The organism is Streptomyces sp. NPDC059524 (genome assembly GCF_042749255.1).
GTDB classification, from domain to species: Bacteria; Actinomycetota; Actinomycetes; order Streptomycetales; family Streptomycetaceae; genus Streptomyces; species Streptomyces xanthii.
The window spans coordinates 26,131-45,890 of record NZ_JBHYTK010000012.1; the positions used below are offsets into that span (position 1 = coordinate 26,131).

Consider the following 19,760-nt stretch of genomic DNA (forward strand, 5'->3'; position numbering starts at 1 on the left):
GCGCCCCCCCCCCCGCCCCCCCGCGCCCCCGCCCCCGGCGGGGGGGGGGGCGCGGGGGGGGGGGGGGGGGGGGGCGCGGGGGGGGGGGGGGCCCCCCCCCCGCCCCCCCCCCCCCCCCACCCCGCCCCTTCCCGACCTCACCCCTCTGGAGGCCCGTCGTGGACACAGCCGTACGCGCCTGGCTCCTCGCCCAACTCGGCACCACCACCAACATCCCGGACCTCGAGACCCGCTACACCCGGCTCGGCACCGCCCGCGCCGTCGCCCTCGAAGTCCTCCGTGAACGCCTCGCCGCCCTCCTCGCCCAGCCGGCCACCATCAACGTGTCCAGCGTCGTCAGCGTCGGCACCGCCGAGAACATCAAGGCGTACGAACGACAGATCGCCCTCCTCGAGGACGGCCAGCCACCCGCGCCGGACGACCCGGACGACGGCACCGACGGCGGACCCGGGCAGATGGGGCTCATGTACCTCGTCGAACGGCCCCGACGATGAGCACCCCCGTCCGCCGCGGCCGCACCCTCCGCTCGAGACTGCTCTCCTTCATCACCGGGGCCGTCGACAAGGTGCGGGCCGCGTGGTCGATCCTCACCACCGCCCAGACACGCCTCCTCAACGCCCTCGCGATGATCCGGCCAGGCCGCGGCTCCGCCACCCGACTCCGTGCCGCGATCGCCGTGTTCAACACGAGCCTGGGCGCGTTCGACCGGGCGACGCGCGCGTTCATCGAACGGTGGGCCGCCACCGACCTCCCCCTCATCTACCGCGAAGGCGCCCACACCCTCCTGGAGAACGCCGACCGGCCCCTGTCCCGCTTCACCTGGACAACCGGGCATCAGGCCCACATCACCGCCCTGTCCGCGCAGTACTACGCCGACCTCACCGCCCGCCTCCAGGAAGCCCTGCAGCGGGCCCGACGGTTCCTGCGAGCCGCGCAGGACGCCGCCCGCGCCCGAACGGGCCGCTTCGACACCGCGCTCCTGCGCCGCGAGCACCCCCTCGACACCATCACGTACGCCAACAACTCCCGGCACCCGGTCGACGCGTGGGCTCGCGCCGCGATCACCTGGCAGGCCGTCACCACCGCCAACACCGGCGCCGCCCGCACCGCGCTGGACGACCTAGGCGTCAACTACCTCGAAGTCCGCGACGGCCCGGACTGTGGGTGGGAGACGCACGACTCGCCCGATCGAGCCAACCGCACGCTGCGCACCGTGCAGGACGCCCTCGCCCACCCCAACAGCCATCCGCACTGCGTGCGGGAATTCCTGCCGCGCATGGACCTCATCGGCCGCGACGACATCCTCTCCGGGACCGCCCTATGACCGACCCCATCGCCCTCACCGTCCACAACGGCCGCGGCCGGCTCCCCGCCTGGCGCCGTGAACTGATCGCCGCCTGGCTGACCGCCAACGGCATCACCCCGAACGACGTCCACGCCGACTCCCCGATCACCGTCCTCACGGTGCCGTACAACGACGGCTCCGACGAGGGCCCGTGGCTCATCAAGGTCATCGCCTTCACGCAGCTCTTCGTCAACACGGAGGGCCGCAAGGAGTGGAACTTCCTGACGCGTGAGCCCGTGACGTTCCAGCGCACCGTGCCCCTCCGCACGCCCTTCCCGCCCCCGCACCCCGGCGACGAAGGAGACCGAGATGGCCAAGAGCCGGAAGTCCCGCCTGTCGAAGAAGGCCAACGCCCGCAGGAACACGAAGGCGGGCCGCAAGCGCATGGCGGCCAAGCAGTTCGCCCTGCCGAAGCAGAAGAAGTACAGGATCGACGATCTCCCGCACGCGAGGAACGCCCTCGCGAGGGTGTCGGCTCACGGATCGCCGGCGCAGAAGAAGGCAGTGAGGAAGGCCGTGGTGCGCAAGTACCCCAGCCTGAAGAGGAAGAAGTAGCCCCGTGACCGAAGCCCCCACGGAGCCGCAGGCGCGCGGCGTCCACATCGACGCGCAGCCCGGCCGCGCCACCATCACCATCGACGGCACCCCACTCACGGCTGTCACCGGCTACGTCCTCGAGCACTCCGTCTCCGACTCCCTGCCCACCCTCATCGTTCACACTCGGCAGCCCGACGACACCGTCTTCGACGGCCTCGCCCGTGTCGCCGTAGGTATCCCGCAGACGCCCGGGCAGATCGTCCGCGAGTTCCTCGCCGGCGTCGACCCGAAGCTCCTGGATCAGGAGGCTTTGAACCGGGCCGACTACGGCGGCGAAGGCGCCACCGCACGGGCGATGCTCGCCACGCTCACCGAGTGGGCCCACGGCGGAGGTGACGCCTGATGGCCGGCCTCGACCTGTCCGGACTCGTCCCGATCGTCGAAGACCTCCTGCTGCAGGACGTCGTACGCATTGCCCTGCCCGCCAGCGGTGAGCCCGAACTAGACCCCGCAACAGGCCTGTACACGCACCCAGTGGGCGACATCGTGTACGAGGGCAAGGGGGCGGTGCAGTCCGCGTACACCGCCGACGTCACCGCGTCCACACCGAACACGAACCTTCCCTGGGTCGCCGAGACCCGGTCGCGGTACCGGATGTTCACGCCGCTGTCCGTGCCGATCGCGGAGAAGGACACCATCGTCACCGTCGTCCAGGTCCACGCCGGCGGCGATGTGACGCTCCTCGGCCGTCAGTGGCGGGTCCAGGACCCGTCCATCGGCGGCACCCTCGGTGTCGTCCGCATCACCATGCTCGACCAGATCGCAGGGCAGGTCGCCTGATGGACCTGGAGGACCTCGCGGACCGCCTGGAGCGTGCCGCCAGCCGAGTCGGGGACGAGATCGACCGGACCGTGCACCAGCAGGCGCGCCTGGGCCGCGCTCTGATCCGGGAGCGGGCGTCCGGCCGACCCGGGCCGAACATCATCACCGGCCAGTACGTGGCGTCCTGGCGAATCCAGTCGTTCCCGGTGCCGGACGGCGGCGGCGCCGTCATCGGCACCCACGCCCCCCAAGGCCGCCGCCTCGAGTTCGGGTTCTACGACATGACCGACAGCATCGGCCGGCACTTCTACCAGGTGCCCCGCCCGCACGTGGGCCCGGCGGCGAACGAACTGTCGGGGGAGATGGAGTCCGCGTTCAAGGACGCCTGCGACCGGATCTTCAGGAGCTGACCGTGATCGAACGCCGCCTCGTGACCGCGGGCCTGAAGGCGCTGCTTGCCGACCTGACCGGCCGTCCCGTGGGTGTGCGCACCGTGCCCCTCGACGCCGCGGGGAAGCCGGTGCCACCGCCGTACACGCTGCTGTACCCGCTCGACCACATCGTCGACGACGCGACGCTCGCCGACCGGCACACGACCGCCATGTCCGAGTACCAGGCGACGTTCGTGTCTGGACCCCTGCCCGGCATCCCGGACTCGCGGGGCGGTGACGAACAGGCGCAGTGGTTGGCCGACCGCGGCCGCAAGGTCATCGCACGCCCCGCCGACGGCAGCCCCGGCTACCTGCACCCCCTGACGATTCCCGGCGTGAATTGCTGGCGGCGGGAGGCGATCGAGGCGGGGGGAACGTCCGAGGCGAACGATGCCATCATCACGAGTGTGATCCGTTTCAGGCTGTACCTGGAACAGGGCGTCTGACAGGCGCCGTTCGCACGAACCGCACCGCGGCGGGACCCCACGCGGACGCCACCCGAGAGGTGGCCGCCACACACCACCCGTGTAGCAGGGGCCCACCGCGCCGGCCCCGTCCGTAAGGGGCCATTTCATGAGGTTCAACCGCAAGGGCATCACCAAGGTTCACTACCTTCCGACGATCGCGTCGCCGGCACTGCTGCCGACCACCGCCGAGATCACCGCGGGCACCGACTACACCCAGCAGATCAACGCCATCGAAGGCTGGTCGCTGGAGAACTCCCCGATCGAGACGCCGGACATGGCGTCCACGTTCGTGTCGAAGATCGGCGGCGACGACAGCGCCGCGGACTCCTCCCTGACGTTCTACGAGGACTCCGCCCTCGACGACATCGAGACCGACCTCGCCAAGGGCACCAGCGGATACATCGTCATCTTCTCCAAGGGCAAGGCGCCGTCCGCGAAGGGCATGGACGTCTTCCCGGTCACCGTGGTCAGCAACTCGAAGGCGTACACCGCCGACAACGAGGCCGCGAAGATCACCGTCCAGTTCACGATCACCGCCCGGCCCGTGTTCAACCAGACCGTGCCCTCCACCTGATCCCTTCCCCCCTTTAGCCCCCGGCCGGGCCCCGGTGTGTCACGGGAAGGGCGCCGATGGTGCCCGGCCGGGCCTTCCCGTAGGAGAACCCCCGATGAGCAACTGGGACGCGCTCAAGAAGCGCCTGGACGGCCTGCAGCGGCCGACCACCACCTTCACCATCTGCCAGGACCCCGAGGCCCGGCAGCGCCTGTACGAGGCCAAGGCCGGGCTGCGTGCCGCCGAGACTACGCTCGCCGGCGTACCCGACGACGACGAGGCGGGCCAGGCCGTCGCGCAGACGCGTGTGGAAGTCGCCACCATGGAACGGGACGCCGCGCAGAAGGCGTTCGACAAGGTCGCCATCGTCCTCACCTTCGAAGCCCTGGAGCGTAAGAGGTTCGAGGACCTCCTCAAGGCCCACCCGCCCGAGGAACTCGACGAAGCCGACGGCGCGGACTTCGCCATGGAGTCGTTCGGGCCCGCCCTGATCGAGGCCGCGTCCAAGGACGGCATCCCCGCTGACTACGCCCGCCACCTCCTTGACACCTGGTCCCCGGCCGACGCGCAGGCCCTGTTCACCGCCGCCTGGTCCGTCCAGCACACCGAGCGTGCCGACCTGGGAAAAGGCTGACCACCGATGACCGCTTCCGTGCCGAGATGGACCTGTGCCGCCAGTACCAGATCCCGCACAGCCAGCTCCGCGGGCACGGCGACGGCACCTGGACCGACCTCGACCGGCGCAAGGCCCTCGCCCACGAGGCGTACCTCAAGCAGATCTGCCCGTCCTGCGGCACCCGCGCCGACGAGTGGGACGAGCAGGCCGGCGGTGCCGAGGACGCCTACACGGCCATCACGCATCGCTGCATCGGCTGCCAGCTCATCGCCGACAAGCAGAAGACCGTCCCCGAAGGCGCCGACGGCAACGGCGTCAAGGTCCTCCTCATCCCCACGTCCGTCCACGCCGCCCTCGAACTGACCCGCCCCGCCCACTGACAGGAAGGAGCCCGCCGCATGTCCGCCCAGTGGAACATCTCCGTGCGACTCACCGGCGAGGGCTCCGGCCTGTCCCGCACCCTGAAGTCGCTCTCCCGCGACGCCCGCGCCGCCTCCCGTGACATCAACGCCCTGAACCGGGACATCCGGCAGCTCCGCGACGAGGCTCGCCGCGACATCCGCCTCAAGGTCACCGTCGACGGCCAGCACCTGCGCCGCCAGGTCCGCGACGCCATTCGCGAGGCCTCCGCCGGAAACCGACTCGAGATCCCGCTGCACGTGGACTCGCGGGGGCTGCGATCCGAGGTACGCCGCGCGCTCGCCGGCGCCGGGGGCCGCGGCGTCAACGTGCGGCTGCGCGTCGACCGGGCCCGGCTGCGGTCCGAGGTGCGGGCCGCGATCCGGGAGGCGACCGCAGGGCAGCGCATCCGCATCCCCATCGGCCTACGCGACCCCAGCGCGCTGCGGCGCGATGTGGACCGTGCGGTGCGCGCCGCATCCCGCGGCCAGACCATCCGTGTACGGATCACCGGCGACAACAACACCCCCACGCCGACACCGACTCCGACACCCACGCCTACTCCGGCGCCGGCGAGCAGCAGTTCGGACAGCAGCGGCTTCAGCAAAAAGGACATGCTCCTCCTCGCGCAGGCGCTCGGGCCGGTCGTCGGACTCACCGCGCAGCTCACCGCCGGATTCCTCGCGGGCACGGCCGGGGCCACCGCCTTCGGGATCGCAGTCGCCGGTCAGGCCGCCGCCATGTCCAAGGCCACCCAGGCGGAGACCGCCTACAACGACGCGGTCGCCGAATACGGGGCCGGCTCCAAGCAGGCCGTGCAGGCGCAGGCCGTCTATCAGAAGGCTCTGGCGAAGCTGCCGCCCGCCACGAGGAAGGCGGCTGCCGAGTTCTCCGTCCTCAAGGAGGAGTACAAGGGCTGGTCCGATTCCCTGTCCGGCGCCACGATGCAGCCGGTCATCCACAGCATGCAGCTCACCCGCGCGCTGCTGCCCAAGCTCACCCCGATGGTGACCGGCGCGGCCGGCGCCTTCGATCGGCTGGTGACGGTCGCCGGAGGAGCGTTCGCCACCCCGGGTTTCGACCGGCTGATGAACAAGCTGGCCAATGCGTCGACCGGCGCGCTGAACCGTCTGGTCACCGACATCGTGAAGCTCGCCGACGCCGACTCGAACTTCGGCGGCGGGGCGCTACAGGAGTTCATGGCGTACGCGCGCGCCAACGGTCCGCTCGCCGCCGAGACCCTCCGCAATCTGGGCGCCGCCCTCGTGCACATTCTTGCGGCCACCGCCGACACTGGTGTGTCGCTGCTGAAGGTCGCCAACGCTCTCGCGCAGATCGTCAACGCCGTCCCCCAGGGCGCCCTGACGACCATCATCGGCCTCGCTACCGCACTCAAGCTCGTGGCCCTGTCCAGCGCCGCCATGAAGGGCCTGGGAACGGCAGCGGTCGGTATGCGTACGGCGGCTACGTCGATGTCGAAGATGCAGAAGGTCGGCGCCGGCCTCGGCGTGCTGGGTGTTGCTGCGATCGCCCTTGATCACTTTGCGGAGAAGGCCCGCGGTGTTCCCCCGGACGTCGACCGGCTGACCACGAGCCTCAAGGAACTGTCCGACACCGGCAAGTTCACCGGCCAGCTGAAGACGACGTTCGGTGACATCGACGGAATGGTCGCCCGTTACAAGAAGCTACAGAAGGCTTCGAAGGAGACGAAGGAAGCCCAGGAGGGAGTCTTCGGGTTCCGCATCCCTGGACTGGACGATGCTGCCGACTGGATCGCATCCAAGGCCGACGACATCACCAAAGGCAAGGACTCCCTGAGGTCGCTCAGCGACGAGTTCGACTCCGTCGACAAGTCCCTCGCGAAGATGGTGGCGTCCGGCAACGCCAAGGAAGCCGCAGCCGGCTTCGACATCGTCAAGAAGGCCCTGATGAAGGAGGGCTTCTCCTCCAAGGAGATCGACAAGGCCTTCGGCGACTACCGCAACGGCCTCGACGACCTGAAGGTCGAGCAGGAGATCGCAGCCCGTGGCATGGGCGTCTTCGGCGAGCAGGCACTGGCCACCTCGGCGAAGCTGGAACAGCAGAAGGCGTCCGCGGACGGTCTCCGCCAGAGCATCATCGCCCTCAACGAAACCAACCGCAGCGCATACGACGCACAGATCGGCTTCGAGGCGTCGGTCGACGCCCTCTCTGAGGCGTTCAAGAAGAACGGCGCCACACTCGACCTCAACACTGAGTCCGGCCGAGCCAACGGGCAGGCCATGTCCGCGGCCGCGAAGGCCCACGACGAGATGCTCGCCTCCGGCCTAGCGGCGGGTGAGTCACTCGGCTCGATGACGTCAAAGTCCGACACGCTGCGCGCCAAGATGCTCAGCCTCGCCGAATCCACTGGCATGAGCGCCAAGGAGGCACGCGAGTACGTCAACACCCTGCTCGGTGTTCCGGGCGACATCAAGACCGCCATCAGGGTGGAACGCGAGCAGGCCATCGCCGGGCTCCTCGACGTCCAAAACGCGATCAGCAAGACGCCCGGCGCGAAGAGCATCAAGGTCGACACCCTGAACGCGGCCGCCATCCAGGCGCTCGAGGCCGTCGGCTTGAAGACGCGGCAACTGCCCGACGGCCGCACCGAGGTCTATACGGCCAACGGGCAGGCCCTCGGGTCGATCAACGCGGTGCGGAACGCGCTGGCCAACCTCAACGGGATGTCGGCGACGACGTACACCAACCACGTCATCCGTACGCAGTACGTGTACATGGGCAAGAAGCAGCCTGGCCCGTACGCGGACGGCTTCCAGTTCAAGCCGGAGGCGAACGGCGGCGTCGTCGACTACTTCGCCGAAGGCGGCATGCGGAACCCCGGCGGGGAGCGGCACGTCGCGCAGATCGCCCCGGCCGGCTCGTGGCGGGTGTGGGCCGAGCCCGAGACCGGCGGCGAGGCGTACATTCCGCTGTCCCGCTCGAAGCTGCCGCGCTCGCGCCGGATCCTCGAGGAGACCTACCGCCGCCTGGGCGGGGCTCCTGGCTCGCTCCAGTGGAACGCCAACGGGTCCATCACCGACTGGCGGTACGACCCGAACACCGGGTCCCTGTACTCCGCCTCCGACGTCGGCAACGCGGGCAACAGGACGAAGAAGGTGAAGACCAAGGTCAAGGGGAAGTGGCAGACCAAGGAGGTCGAGTACTTCGACATCGGCGCGGTCGAGAAGAAGCTGAAGAGCGCGGCGAAGGCCACCACTGCCTGGAACAAGGACCTGGAGAAGGTCGCCGACCGAGTCGGTGGCGACGTCGCCGAAGCCCTCGCCTCCATGGGCAAGGAGGGCATGAAGCTCGCCGACAAGATGGCCAACGGGTCGACGAAGTACATCAACGACATGGCGAAGGCGCTGCGCGACCTGCAGAAGACCGCCAAGGCGTCCCTCACCGACTACACACGCCAGCTCGGCACCGCGAACAAGCTCAACCAGGAGTTCTCCAACAACCTGGCCACCCTCGCCGCGCGCGGCTACGGCGACCTGGCCAAGCAACTCGCAGCCCAGAACGACGAGGCCGCCCAGCAGCTCGCCGCCGCCGCGGTGAAGGACAACAAGAAGGCATCGTCGGCGAACAGTGCGGCGAAGACCGCGAACAACGCGCTCACCGGCGACCAGGTCGAAGACCTCGTCCAGATCATCGCCGCGATCAGCAAGTCGACGACCGGCATCCACGAAGTCGCCGACAAGACCGGACTGGGCGAGGACGTCATCATCGACATCGCGACCAAGGCATCCCGGCAGATCAGCGCGAGCCTCGGCGACCGGTCGAAGCGGTTCATGGCCGACCTGGCGCGCGCCCGGGCGGGCATGGCGTACGCCAACGGCGGCATCCGCGGCGCAGGCCTGCACGCCGGGATCTACGCCACCAAGGCGGGCGCAGTGACGTTCGCGGAGCCGGCCACCGGGGGAGAGGCGTACATCCCGCTCGGCGCCAACAAGCGCACCTCCGCCACCAACGTCCTCGGCGACGTCGCCGGACGGTTCGGACTCGGACTCACCGACGCCCGCGCCGGCCGCGTCGTCATCGTCCGCGAACAGGGCCCCCTCGTCGGCAACCAGACCTGGCACGTCACCAGCGGCGGGAATGCGGCGGACACGGCCCGCCGGATCGACGCCGACAACGCCTACCAGCTGCGGCGCCTGGCGCGCGGCGGAGTCGGAGCCCGCGGATGACCACCCCTACCCCGCTCGTCGACTTCCAGCACCAGCTCGGTGACGTCCTCATCGGCGCCGGCACCGTCGTGCAGGTCCGTGCGCTCGAGGGCCTCGGCAAGCCCGAGTCCCGCACCGCGGACGTGGAGCCGCCCGGCGAGGACGGGCTGTGGCTCGGCGCCGACTACTACGACGGCCGCAGACTGCGCATCGACGCCGCGATCACCAAGGCCGCCGTCCCAGCCGCAGTCCTCGACGCGGCGGCCGCCCTGCAGGACCTCGCCGACACGGCCGGAGTACGGGGGCAGGGCGGCACGACCATGAACCTGCGCCTGAAGTTCCCCGGCCGACCCACCCGCGTGGTCCGCGGCCGGCTCCGCAAGCTCGAGCTGGACACCGCCACTTTGATCCACGGGCACGGGCCGGTCGACATCGAGTTCCAGGCGCAGGACCACCTGTACTACGACGACCTGCCCCAGTCGACGTCGATGCCGCTCGGCTCCCTGACCGAGGGCGGCATGACGTTCCCGCTGCAGTTCCCGTTCACGATCGCCGGAGACCCCTCCGCGGTCGGCCGGCCCGGCTTCCTCGACGTGACGGGCACCGCCCCGACGTGGCCGGTGATCCGCGTGAACGGGCCGTGCGCCAACCCGACGATCACCCACGTCACCTCCGGCCGCGCCCTCACCGTGACGACGACGCTCGCCGTGGGGGAGTGGGTGGAGATCGACACCCGGCCCGGCTGGCGGACCGTCCTGCGGGAGAACGGCGGATCCGTCCCCCTCACGGGCCGCATCGACGAGTTCACGCTCACGCCGGGCATCAACGAGGTCCGCTGGCAGGCGACCGACAACACGCTCACGTCCACGCTGGCCGTCACCTGGTGGCCCGCCTACAAGGCCCTCTGAAGGAGAACCACCGATGGCTCTGGTGACCACCCCGCTCGCGGTGACCGGCGGCGAGCACACCGCGCAGCAACTGCGCATGATGCTCCGCGACCTCGCCCAGACGAACCAGGGCGTCACCGCAGGCACGCACCTGAAGGCGACCGCCCTGTCGACGCCCGGCGGCGCCGTCCAGATCAGCGACGGCTCCGCCACGATCAATGGGAAGGCCAGCCCCACACAGGGCTCGTACAACGCCTACAACATCGGTTCTCACCAGGTGCCGATCACTGCGACGGGCGGCACACCGCGCTCCGACATGGTGATCCTCCGCGTCCAGGACCCGGAGCATGAGGGCTCCCGAGACCCGTCGGACTGCGTGTTCTTCGACGTCGTCTCCAACGTGTCCTCGAGCGCAACGACGGTGCCGTCCGGGTACTCCGCGATCCCGATCTGCCGCGTCGACATCCCCGCGTCCACGGGCACCATCACGAACGCCATGATCAAGGACCTGCGGCAGGTCACGAACCCCCGTCGGGTCCGGATCCAGGATCCGTACTACGCCGCCGACCCGTACGTGTTCATCAACGGCACCTCGGAGACCTGGAAGACGTTCCCCAACCTCGTCATGAAGCAGATAGCGATCCCGGCGTGGGCCGCGAAAATGCAGGTCGCATTCACCATCAGCGGGCTCCGGCTGGCCACAGGAAACGTCTGGGGCAACTTCCGTTTCATGCTCGGCACCATCGAGGCAGCCCAGTACGTCGGAATCGACGACAACCAGGGCGCCGCAGCCCGCCGAAACACAGTGCAGATGATCGAGACGATCGACCTGACCACGACGGCCGGAGCGGCGATACGCGGCACTACGCAACCGTTCTACTCGCGGATGCGGACCCGCTCCTCCAACGCCGGGGACATCGGCGTCGACGCGACAACCACGTTCAACATCGACTACGAGTTCCTTGAGGGACCGCTGTAGTGGCCCGCTGGCGCTACTTTACCCAGCACGCCCTGACGGGGGAGATCCTGCACCCGTCGCTGCCGCTCGCCGACGTGCAGTTCGGCAACGAGCTGAACGGGCCGGGCGAGTTCCAGGGCACCCTCGCCCCCCGCTGGGCCAAGGCCAACACCGCGGCGCTCGAGCCCGGCATCGCGCTCATCTACGCGGAAGCCGACGGGATCCTGCGCTGGGGCGGACTCATCTGGGACACCACCCCCCAGGACGGAGAGTTCCCGGTCGAGGCTGCCGGCTGGTCGTCGTACCTGACGAAACGCCACGACGTCGACGGCGAGCTCGGCGGCCGCGGCCCGTACGTGTACACCGACCCGTGCACCGTCATCCGGCACCTGTGGGCGTACGCGCAGGAGAAGGCCGACGGTGACCTCGGCGTGGTCGTCGACGCGACGAACTCGAACGCCAAGGTCGGCACCCCGGCGGAACCGTTCCACTCGTACTGGTACGAGACCCCGAACCTGGGCGACATGCTGGACGACCTCGTCTCCGAGGACGGCGCACCCCAGTACGTCAACACCTGCTCCAAGCAGGCGAACGGGACGATCGAACGCAGGCTGCGGCTCGGCTACCCGCGGCTCGGCGCCCGCCGCACCGACATCTCCTTCACGTCCGGCGTCAACCTCGTCGACTCGCCCCCGGTGAAGCGGGCAATCGACGACTACGCGAACACCGTCATCGGCACCGGCTCGGGCGAGGGCCGCTCCACCCGGTACGCGGTCGACGCCGTCCGCGACGGCCGGCTCCGCCTGGAGCACGTCCTCGCGCTGCCGACCGTGAACGGCACCGACACCCTCGGAAGGCGCGTGGGCGCCGAGCGGAAGCGACGCCAGATCATGGGCGAGGTCGAGCAAATCACGATCCGCGACCACCCTGCGGCGCCGCTCGGCTCGTGGCAGATCGGCGACGACGTCCGCGTCACCGTCAACAACCAGTGGACGTCCTGGTCCGGTTGGTGCCGGATCACTGCCGACTCCTTCAAGCCTGGCGACGCCCCCGACCGGGCGACTCTCACGCTGAGGCGCGCTGACTCCTTCCACTACGGCTCCCCGGAGGTCTGACCATGCCGAACCCGATCACCGGCCGTATCGCGGCGCTCGAGCAGCAGCTGAAGCAGGTGAAGAAGGGCCAGCGCCTCTCCCACGGTGCCAGCATCGAGGACTCGGCGATCGAGGTGAACGACAGCAGCGGGTCGCTGCGCGCGATCGTCGGTCGGCAGGGCGACGGCACCGTCGGCGTGCAGGCCGTCAACGGGCCCCCGCCTCCGCAGCCGTCCGCGCCTGTCGTGGCATCGGTCCTGGGCGGCGTCAGCGCGGGCTGGGACGGCCAGTTCGACGGCGGGCAGGTCCTGCCGATGGACTGGGCGCGCACCGAGGTCCACGCCTCCCTCGCCCCCGGATTCACGCCGCTGCCGGAGACACTGCGGGACACGATCGAGACGGCGCAGGGCGCCACCATCGTCGTCCCCACCGACGACCCCGTGTACGTGCGCCTGGTGGCCCGCAACACGTCCGGCACCGCCTCCACCCCGAGCGCGATCGTGGGCCCGGTGGGGCCGTCGCCGGTCGTCGCGAACGACATCCTCGACGGAATCGTGACCACGGTGAAGCTCGCCGAGGACGCCGTCACCGAGGCGAAGATCGCGGCCGGGGCCGTCACCATGAACACCCTCGGCGGCCCGCTCGGCGACACTGTTGGCCTGCGCTACACCGACCTGTTCCGCGACGCGACCGCGTGGGCGCAGCTCTCCGCTTCGAGCGGCGGCTCGTTCACCATCAACACCACACCCGCCGGGGCCCCGTCCGGTGGCGGCCGCCTCATCGCGACCGGCGACGTCCAGGTCGCCTCCACCGCCCTCATCCCGCAGGACTCCGACACCCTGTACCGGGTCATGTTCCGCGCCCGCGCCACCGCACAGGACCCTTCCGGTGTCGCGACCGTGTACATCGGCGTCGTCGGCGTCGCCCAGGACGGCGTCACCCTCGTCAACCGAGCGGGCGCCGCATCCAACAGCACCCAGCACTACTGCTGCACCGCCGGCGGCAGCCTCGGCACCGCCGACGGCTGGCGCACCTACATCGGATGGATCCAGGGCCACTCCGCCACCGGCGCCACAGCACCGGCCGGCCCGGCAACCGACCCGCGCGCCCCCGAACTCATGCACGCCGACGTGAAGTACCTGCGCCCCATGGCCTGGCTGAACTTCGGCAAGTCCACGGCCGCGGTGATGGAGATCGAGGCCGTCACCGTCGAAGCCGTCCGCACCGGCGTAGTCGGATCCACGAACCTCATCTCCGGCAGCGTCACCGCCGGCGCGATCGCCGCTGACGCCATCACCACGGGGAAGATCGCGGCCGGGGCCGTACAGACCCTGCAGCTCGATGCGGCGGCCGTGAACGCCGACAAACTCGCCGCCGGCGCAGTGACAACGGCGAAGCTGGACGCGCTCGCCGTCACCACCGACAAGATCGCCGCGAACGCCATCACGGCCGACAAGATCCTCGCCGGGTCCATCACCGCCACGAGCCTCGCGGCCGACGCCATCACCGGCAAGACCGTCACGGGCGGCCTGATCCAGACCGCCACAACGGGCGAGCGGGTCACGATCAACGAGGGCGGTACCAACAAGGTCATCGTGTACGACGCCACCGGAGTCGCCGTCGGTGAACTGTCCCCCCGCGGCATGCTCGTCAAGGGCGACAGCGGCGCCGTCATCTTCGTCGACCCTGACGCCACCTACCCGAACGTCCGCTGGTCAAATGCCGCCAACACGAACTGGGCCTCCGCCTCGGTCGCAGAGGACACGCCCGGAGCCGCGAACCTGGAGATGATCAGCGGCGAGTACACCGTCGGCACGTACACGGACATGCGCTCCCGCATCGTCCTCCATGAGACGGCCGTCCTCCTGGAACGTCTGCGCACCACTGATCCCGCGCACAAGCGCTACGGCGGCCGCCTCTGGCTCGACAACGTCAAGTTCAACGCTGGCTTCGTGAACGACGACGACCCCACCAAGACAACCAACCTCAACGTCGTCGCCAACGCCGTCCAGACCACCAACGGGCGCCTGTCCGTGGCTGCCGCCGCGAACCAGGGCACCGCCCTGTACGCGGAAGCCCCTTCCGCGCACACGGGCAACCTGCTCCGTCTGAACCACGGCGGCACTGACCGCGTCACTGTCGACGCGCAGGGCAACACCACAATTACGGGCAAGCTCACGGCCGGGAACATGGCCACAGGCAGCGTCTCCATCACCCCGTCGGCCGCGAACACGCCAACCAGCATGACCGTCACCTACGCGGCGCTCGCCGGGACCACGTTCCGTGGCTATGCCACGGCCAACACCACGGTGCCCGGCGTACGTGCCCCTACCGGCAATGCCGGTGTTACTGGCGTCGGCGTCTCCTCCGTGACTAGCACGTCGATGCTCGTCTGGCTGAACCGCGAGAACACCACAGCAACTACCGTCAACTGGCAGGTGATAGCCGAATGATCGAAGACCCTACCGAGAGCACCACCTCCGATCCGGACATCGGAATCGGAGAGTCGAGCCCTCCGCCGCCCCCTGAGCCGACCCCGACAGATCCGCCGCCCCCGCCAGCCCCCGACGCGCCCGACACGATCGTCTGGGAGCCGCAGACCTGGTACTCCATCACCTACGCCTGCCTCACCGACGGCTGCCCCAGCCAGAACATCGTCTTGTCGGCGCCGATGTTCTACTCCAACAACGCCGACCCCAAGTACCTGCGCGTGTGGGACTCCGCGTGCAAGACGTACGCGGTCATCCTCACGGCGACGAAGCTGGACCCGCAGCCGATCGAGGAGTGAGCGGGGGCAACATGCGCCCCGTCCGCCCGTACGCTGATCACCGGGTGACCCTCCACCCACTGCACCTTCCCGAGGGACGACCACCACAGGCGGTCCGCCACAGCACCACCAGCTCTGGGCGCGGGGAGAACGCAGGAGCAGCAGATGGCGCCCCCAATGAGCGCTGCAGCCTTCCTCAAGGCCCTCAAGGACGAAGGGCTGAAGGTCGTAGAAGTCGGGTCCTGGGAGACCCACAACCGAAACCACAAGGGCCCGTGGGGCCCCGTTAACGGCGTGATGATCCACCACACCGTCACGAAGGGCACCGCGAACACCGTCAAGATCTGCCGCGACGGCCACGCCACCCTCCCCGGCCCGCTCTGCCACGGCGTCATCGCCAAGGACGGCACCGTCCACCTCGTCGGCTACGGCCGCGCCAACCACGCCGGCCTCGGCGACGACGACGTCCTGAACGCGGTCGTCAACGAGAAGCCGCTGCCCGCCGACAACGAGGCGAACACCGACGGCAACAGGCACTTCTACGGCTTCGAGTGCGAGAACCTCGGCGACGGCCACGACCCCTGGCCCGCCGAGCAGCTCCTCGCGATCGAGAAGGTCGCGGCCGCGATCTGCCGCCACCACGACTGGACCGCCGACAGCGTCATCGGCCACCTGGAGTGGCAGCCGGGGAAGGTCGACCCCAAGGGCTTCACCATGCACTCGATGCGCGAGCGGATCGAGAAGCGACTCGGCGGCAAGCCCTCCCCGTCGAAGCCGGCACCAGCCCCGTCCACGGGCACGTACACGGTCGCCAAGGGCGACACCCTGTTCAGCATCGCGGCCGCGCACAAGACGACCGTCGTCAAGCTCGTCGACCTGAACAAGCTGGCCGACCCGAACGCGATCCGCGTGGGCCAGAAGCTGAAGGTGCCGAGCGCGGCCGCGGCCAAGCCGCAGCCCGCGTACGAGCCGTTCCCCGGGGCCGCGTTCTTCCACGGCGGCCGCAACTCGCCGATCATCACCGCCCTCGGGCGGCGCCTGGTCGCACTCGGGTTCGGCGCCAGCTACAAGACCGGTCCCGGCCCGAACTGGACGAACGCCGACAAGGCCGCAGTCCGCGCCTTCCAACTGGCCCACGACGAACTCAAGGGCGACGCCGACGGCATCCCCGGACCGAAGACCTGGTCCGCGCTCAAAGTCCCGAAGGTCTGACCGCCCAACCCCTCTCACTTCACCAGGAGAACACCGTGAAGACCCCTACCCTCCTCGGGCGCGAGCCTGCAGTTTGGTCGGCGCTCGTCGCCGTGCTCGTGCAGTTCGTCGCCGCGTTCGTCGTCGACGTCAACGCGGACGTCCAGACCGGCGTCAACGTCACTGCCGCCGCGCTCCTCGGGCTCCTTGTCGCGTTCAAGGTCCACGACGGGCAGGTCGCCGCCCTCACCGGCTTCACCCAGGCCGCGATCGCGCTCGGCATGAACCTCGGACTCGACTGGTCCGCCGACAAGCAGGCCGCCGCCATGGCCATCGTCACCGTCGTCGCCCAGTCCTTCGTCCGCACCCAGGTCACCGCCCCCGTCCCGGCCCGCCAGCCGGCCGCAAGCGCCTGACCGCCGTCTTACCGACACCACCGGAGCACGCACATGGCCGATGAGCCGTCGAACGGCGAACTGGGGCGCCTCATCGAATCCATGCGAGGCGACTTCCACCACACGCTGGGACAGCTCAACGCCCGCCTGGACCGGCTGGTGTCGGCCGACGTGTACGCGGTCGAGAAGGCCGCGCTCGCCAAGGACATCGGTGACCTCGACAAGGAGGTGCAGGGCATCAAACGGCAGCGCGAACAGGACGCGCAGCAGATCACGCAGACGCGGCGCTGGCTGGTCGCCTCCGTCATCATCCCGATGATCGGCCTCGCCCTCCCGGTCATCCTGTTCCTCGTCGGAGGCAACTGATGGGCACGCCACCCGATCCGATACCCCCCTCGCGGGCGGAAGTTCGGAAGCGGCGCCGTCGCGGCAACTACCTGGGTGTCGCGGGGGCGCTCGTCGTCGCCGGAATCCTCGCCGTGTTGCTGACCGGGTTCATGTCCCTGTACCGGGACCTGGAACGGGCGAACGAGGCGCGGGACGCGTTGGCCAGGCAGGTCCAGGCCCTGGGCGGAAAACCGGTCGCCGGGCCGCCGGGATCCCGAGGCGAGACCGGGTTGGGGAAGCAGGGCCCCCGCGGCCCGTCGGGCCCCCCGGGGGAGACCGGAGAGCGAGGGGAGTCAGGGAAACCGGCACCGACGATCACCGGACCGGTAGGGCCGTCCGGGGCGCCCGGCTCCGATTCGACGGTGCCCGGCCCGACCGGGCCCGCCGGCACGGACGCGACCGGCATCCCGGGACAGGACGGCGCCGACGGATCCAACGGCAGCGACGGCACGGACGGGTCCCCGCCCGCCGAATGGACGTACACCGACCCGGACGGAGTCCGCTACCGCTGCACCCCCGTCGACGACTTCGACCCCGCCCAGCCCCGCTACGGCTGCGCCCCGACCAGCACCCCACCCCCGGACGACCCGACGACCACGCCGGACCCGGACCAGTCCGACAACCGTGGCAGCAGCGCCTCACCCGGGCTTCTGCCGCTGAACGAGCGCCGCCGCAGCTAGGAGACCCTGATGACGATCGTGACCGGCAAACTCCTGGGAGCCGACCACCCCGAACGGGTGGAGGTGGCCGCGGTCCTGGTCGACGGCACCGGCCGACCGGTCGTCGGGTACGTCGCAGATGTAGCGGGCGAAGTCGTCCGCCCGCTCCGCATCACCCCGGCCACGGACGGCGCGTGGACGTGCGATCTGGTGGCGAACGCGGGGATCGACTCGTCGTCGGGGGACACACTGTGGGCGGTGACCGAGGGCCGGACCCTGGCCGGGGCCCCGAACACGACGTACGTGCTCGTGCCGGCGTCCGGGGGCCCGTACTGGCTCGGTGATCTGCGGGTCGAACTGCCGGGGGTGGTGACGGGGGAGACGGCCGTCGTGTACGTGGCCGCGGCCCCGGGCACGGACGGCGCCGACGGGGTGGACGGGCAGTCGGCGTACGCATTGTGGCTCGCCATGGGGAACAGCGGCGACGAGGCGGCCTTCCTCGCCTCACTGCACGGCCTCCCGGGCGACACCGGTCCGGCAGGTCCGAAGGGCGACACGGGCACCCCGGGCCCCGCAGGAGCGGACGGTGCACCAGGTGCGCCCGGCGCGACGGGCCCCAAGGGCGACCCCGGCATCCAGGGCCCTCAGGGTGAGACTGGCGCGCAGGGGCTGACAGGACCGGCAGGCGCCGACGGGGCGGCAGGCCCGACCGGAGCACAGGGCCCGAAGGGCGACACGGGAGACACCGGACCCCAGGGCCCGCCCGGGGACCCCGCCACCGCGACCCCGCTCGGCGCGGCCGGAGCAGGCGCCACGATCGCCCTGCGCTCCACCGACCCCACCACCACCAACTCCCGTACGCCCACCGCCCACAAGACCACCCACGCGACCGGCGGCAGCGACGTCCTCAGCCCCGCGGACATCGGCGCCCTCCCCACCACGGGCGGCACTCTCACCGGCCACCTGGCCGTCACCGGGTACGCGCTCGGACAGGACTTCCCGTCCGCGCACGGCGCCGCCGCCTGGTGCTACGACCCCGCCCTGGCCGTCAACTCCACCCAGCTCACCTCCGGCACCCTGTACCTGACCCGCGTCAACATCGCCGCCACCGTCACCGCGACGAAGCTGTACTGGTGGGTCGGCAACCAAGGCTCGTCACCGACCGCCGGGCAAAACCAGGTCGGCCTGTACAGCTCGGCCGGCGTGCTGCTCGCGTCCGCGACCATCGACTCGGACATCACGACACCCGGCCTGAAGACCACCACCATCACCGCCCAGGCGCTGACGGCCGGCTCGTTCTACTGGGTCGGCATGCTGTACAACGCGTCCGTGCCGCCCACGCTGACCCGGGCGTCCGGCTGGACCGGCGTCGGTGTCGCCGCGAGCCTCGGACTTCCCGCGTCGGCTTACCGGTTCGCCATCAACGGCACCAGCCGCACCGGCCTGCCCGCCACGATCACCCCCGCGTCGAACACCGCCAACGACTTCGCGGGCCCGTGGGTGGCCGTCGGCCCCTGACGCCGCCGCACCTTTCCCACCTGCCGTCCGTGCGCCGTACGGGCGGCACTCCACCGTGCACACCATCAAGGAGTACTGCGTGATCCCGACCGTCGGAAGCATCGTCCACTACGTCAACTACGGGGCGCCCACCGACGACCCGGCCCACTGTCGGGCCGCGATCGTCACCGCCATGCCCCCGGAGGCCCAGCAGGACGGGCAGGCCACCGCGGTCCTCAACGTGTTCAACCCCGAGGGCGAGCTGACCAACCGGCGCAGCGTCCAGGACGAGCAGGTGCACCAGGGCGGTACGTGGCACTGGCCGGAGCCAGCTCCTGGCGCCTGACTCCAAGCCTGCAGGGCCGCCGGCCACGAACTCGTACACGCCGATGAAGAACAGCATCCTGTTGCCCTTGTAGTACAGGAGCGAGCGGTTCAGCACGGAGAAGGGCCCCCCCCCCCACCCGGGGGGGGGGGCTGGAAGAAGTCAGGGGGGCAGCGGGGCAGAGACCCGGAGAGAGATAGAGTGAGAGCGCGAGACAGAGAGCGGGGGCGGGGCCCCCCCGCC

The 19,760-nt window shown here is 70.2% G+C and carries 22 protein-coding genes; all 22 read left to right on the top strand.

From position 1 onward, the window contains the following. Positions 1 to 158 precede the first annotated feature (158 nt). The 22 genes from ACFW9D_RS05555 to ACFW9D_RS05660 all read left to right on the top strand — a co-directional run bounded on the left by ACFW9D_RS05555 (position 159) and on the right by ACFW9D_RS05660 (position 19,538). Positions 159 to 494 (top strand): hypothetical protein, encoded by a 336-nt coding sequence (locus ACFW9D_RS05555; RefSeq protein WP_384618136.1) that lies wholly within the window; start codon positions 159 to 161, stop codon positions 492 to 494. Next, positions 491 to 1,324: a hypothetical protein gene (locus ACFW9D_RS05560; protein WP_384618139.1), complete on the top strand. Its 834-nt coding sequence runs from the start codon at positions 491 to 493 to the stop codon at positions 1,322 to 1,324. Before ACFW9D_RS05555 ends, ACFW9D_RS05560 begins: the two co-directional genes overlap by 4 nt. A 405-nt stretch (positions 1,325 to 1,729) precedes the next feature. Then, positions 1,730 to 1,900, top strand: a complete 171-nt coding sequence (locus tag ACFW9D_RS05565; RefSeq protein WP_384618375.1) for a hypothetical protein — start codon at positions 1,730 to 1,732, stop codon at positions 1,898 to 1,900. Positions 1,901 to 1,904: 4 nt separating this feature from the next. Then, on the top strand, positions 1,905 to 2,285 hold the full coding sequence (locus ACFW9D_RS05570) for a hypothetical protein (protein ID WP_384618141.1): 381 nt from the start codon (positions 1,905 to 1,907) through the stop codon (positions 2,283 to 2,285). Beyond that, a complete protein-coding gene (locus ACFW9D_RS05575) occupies positions 2,285 to 2,722 on the top strand; it encodes a DUF6093 family protein (protein ID WP_384618144.1) in 438 nt (145 codons plus the stop codon). Before ACFW9D_RS05570 ends, ACFW9D_RS05575 begins: the two co-directional genes overlap by 1 nt. After that, complete coding sequence (locus ACFW9D_RS05580) at positions 2,722 to 3,114, top strand: HK97 gp10 family phage protein (RefSeq protein ID WP_384618147.1); 393 nt, start codon at positions 2,722 to 2,724, stop codon at positions 3,112 to 3,114. The genes ACFW9D_RS05575 and ACFW9D_RS05580 overlap by 1 nt, the downstream gene beginning before the upstream one ends. Before the next feature lie 2 nt (positions 3,115 to 3,116). Further along, positions 3,117 to 3,581 (top strand): hypothetical protein, encoded by a 465-nt coding sequence (locus ACFW9D_RS05585; protein ID WP_384618150.1) that lies wholly within the window; start codon positions 3,117 to 3,119, stop codon positions 3,579 to 3,581. A 127-nt stretch (positions 3,582 to 3,708) separates the two neighbouring features. Further along, positions 3,709 to 4,176 (top strand): hypothetical protein, encoded by a 468-nt coding sequence (locus ACFW9D_RS05590; RefSeq protein ID WP_384618153.1) that lies wholly within the window; start codon positions 3,709 to 3,711, stop codon positions 4,174 to 4,176. Positions 4,177 to 4,270: 94 nt separating this feature from the next. Beyond that, on the top strand, positions 4,271 to 4,789 hold the full coding sequence (locus ACFW9D_RS05595; protein ID WP_384618156.1) for a hypothetical protein: 519 nt from the start codon (positions 4,271 to 4,273) through the stop codon (positions 4,787 to 4,789). A 26-nt stretch (positions 4,790 to 4,815) separates the two neighbouring features. Continuing rightward, complete coding sequence (locus tag ACFW9D_RS05600) at positions 4,816 to 5,151, top strand: hypothetical protein (protein WP_384618159.1); 336 nt, start codon at positions 4,816 to 4,818, stop codon at positions 5,149 to 5,151. 18 nt (positions 5,152 to 5,169) lie between these two features. Further along, on the top strand, positions 5,170 to 9,378 hold the full coding sequence (locus tag ACFW9D_RS05605; protein WP_384618162.1) for a hypothetical protein: 4,209 nt from the start codon (positions 5,170 to 5,172) through the stop codon (positions 9,376 to 9,378). Then, complete coding sequence (locus tag ACFW9D_RS05610; RefSeq protein ID WP_384618165.1) at positions 9,375 to 10,265, top strand: phage distal tail protein; 891 nt, start codon at positions 9,375 to 9,377, stop codon at positions 10,263 to 10,265. Before ACFW9D_RS05605 ends, ACFW9D_RS05610 begins: the two co-directional genes overlap by 4 nt. 13 nt (positions 10,266 to 10,278) lie before the next feature. Beyond that, positions 10,279 to 11,223, top strand: a complete 945-nt coding sequence (locus ACFW9D_RS05615) for a hypothetical protein (protein ID WP_384618168.1) — start codon at positions 10,279 to 10,281, stop codon at positions 11,221 to 11,223. Next, positions 11,223 to 12,317: a hypothetical protein gene (locus ACFW9D_RS05620; protein WP_384618170.1), complete on the top strand. Its 1,095-nt coding sequence runs from the start codon at positions 11,223 to 11,225 to the stop codon at positions 12,315 to 12,317. The genes ACFW9D_RS05615 and ACFW9D_RS05620 overlap by 1 nt, the downstream gene beginning before the upstream one ends. A gap of 2 nt (positions 12,318 to 12,319) precedes the next feature. Beyond that, a complete protein-coding gene (locus ACFW9D_RS05625; protein ID WP_384618172.1) occupies positions 12,320 to 14,749 on the top strand; it encodes a hypothetical protein in 2,430 nt (809 codons plus the stop codon). Continuing rightward, on the top strand, positions 14,746 to 15,084 hold the full coding sequence (locus ACFW9D_RS05630; RefSeq protein ID WP_384618175.1) for a hypothetical protein: 339 nt from the start codon (positions 14,746 to 14,748) through the stop codon (positions 15,082 to 15,084). Before ACFW9D_RS05625 ends, ACFW9D_RS05630 begins: the two co-directional genes overlap by 4 nt. A gap of 144 nt (positions 15,085 to 15,228) precedes the next feature. Continuing rightward, positions 15,229 to 16,275 carry a peptidoglycan-binding protein gene (locus ACFW9D_RS05635; RefSeq protein WP_384618178.1) on the top strand — a complete coding sequence of 349 codons (1,047 nt, stop codon included), beginning with the start codon at positions 15,229 to 15,231 and terminating at the stop codon, positions 16,273 to 16,275. Between the two features lie 35 nt (positions 16,276 to 16,310). Next, positions 16,311 to 16,670 carry a hypothetical protein gene (locus ACFW9D_RS05640; RefSeq protein WP_384618181.1) on the top strand — a complete coding sequence of 120 codons (360 nt, stop codon included), beginning with the start codon at positions 16,311 to 16,313 and terminating at the stop codon, positions 16,668 to 16,670. Between the two features lie 33 nt (positions 16,671 to 16,703). Beyond that, complete coding sequence (locus ACFW9D_RS05645) at positions 16,704 to 17,015, top strand: hypothetical protein (protein ID WP_384618184.1); 312 nt, start codon at positions 16,704 to 16,706, stop codon at positions 17,013 to 17,015. Positions 17,016 to 17,398: 383 nt separating this feature from the next. Continuing rightward, positions 17,399 to 17,716: a hypothetical protein gene (locus ACFW9D_RS05650; protein ID WP_384618187.1), complete on the top strand. Its 318-nt coding sequence runs from the start codon at positions 17,399 to 17,401 to the stop codon at positions 17,714 to 17,716. A gap of 9 nt (positions 17,717 to 17,725) precedes the next feature. Further along, positions 17,726 to 19,213: a hypothetical protein gene (locus ACFW9D_RS05655; protein ID WP_384618190.1), complete on the top strand. Its 1,488-nt coding sequence runs from the start codon at positions 17,726 to 17,728 to the stop codon at positions 19,211 to 19,213. A 79-nt stretch (positions 19,214 to 19,292) separates the two neighbouring features. Continuing rightward, positions 19,293 to 19,538: a hypothetical protein gene (locus ACFW9D_RS05660; RefSeq protein WP_384618193.1), complete on the top strand. Its 246-nt coding sequence runs from the start codon at positions 19,293 to 19,295 to the stop codon at positions 19,536 to 19,538. The last annotated feature ends 222 nt before the right edge of the window (positions 19,539 to 19,760 follow it).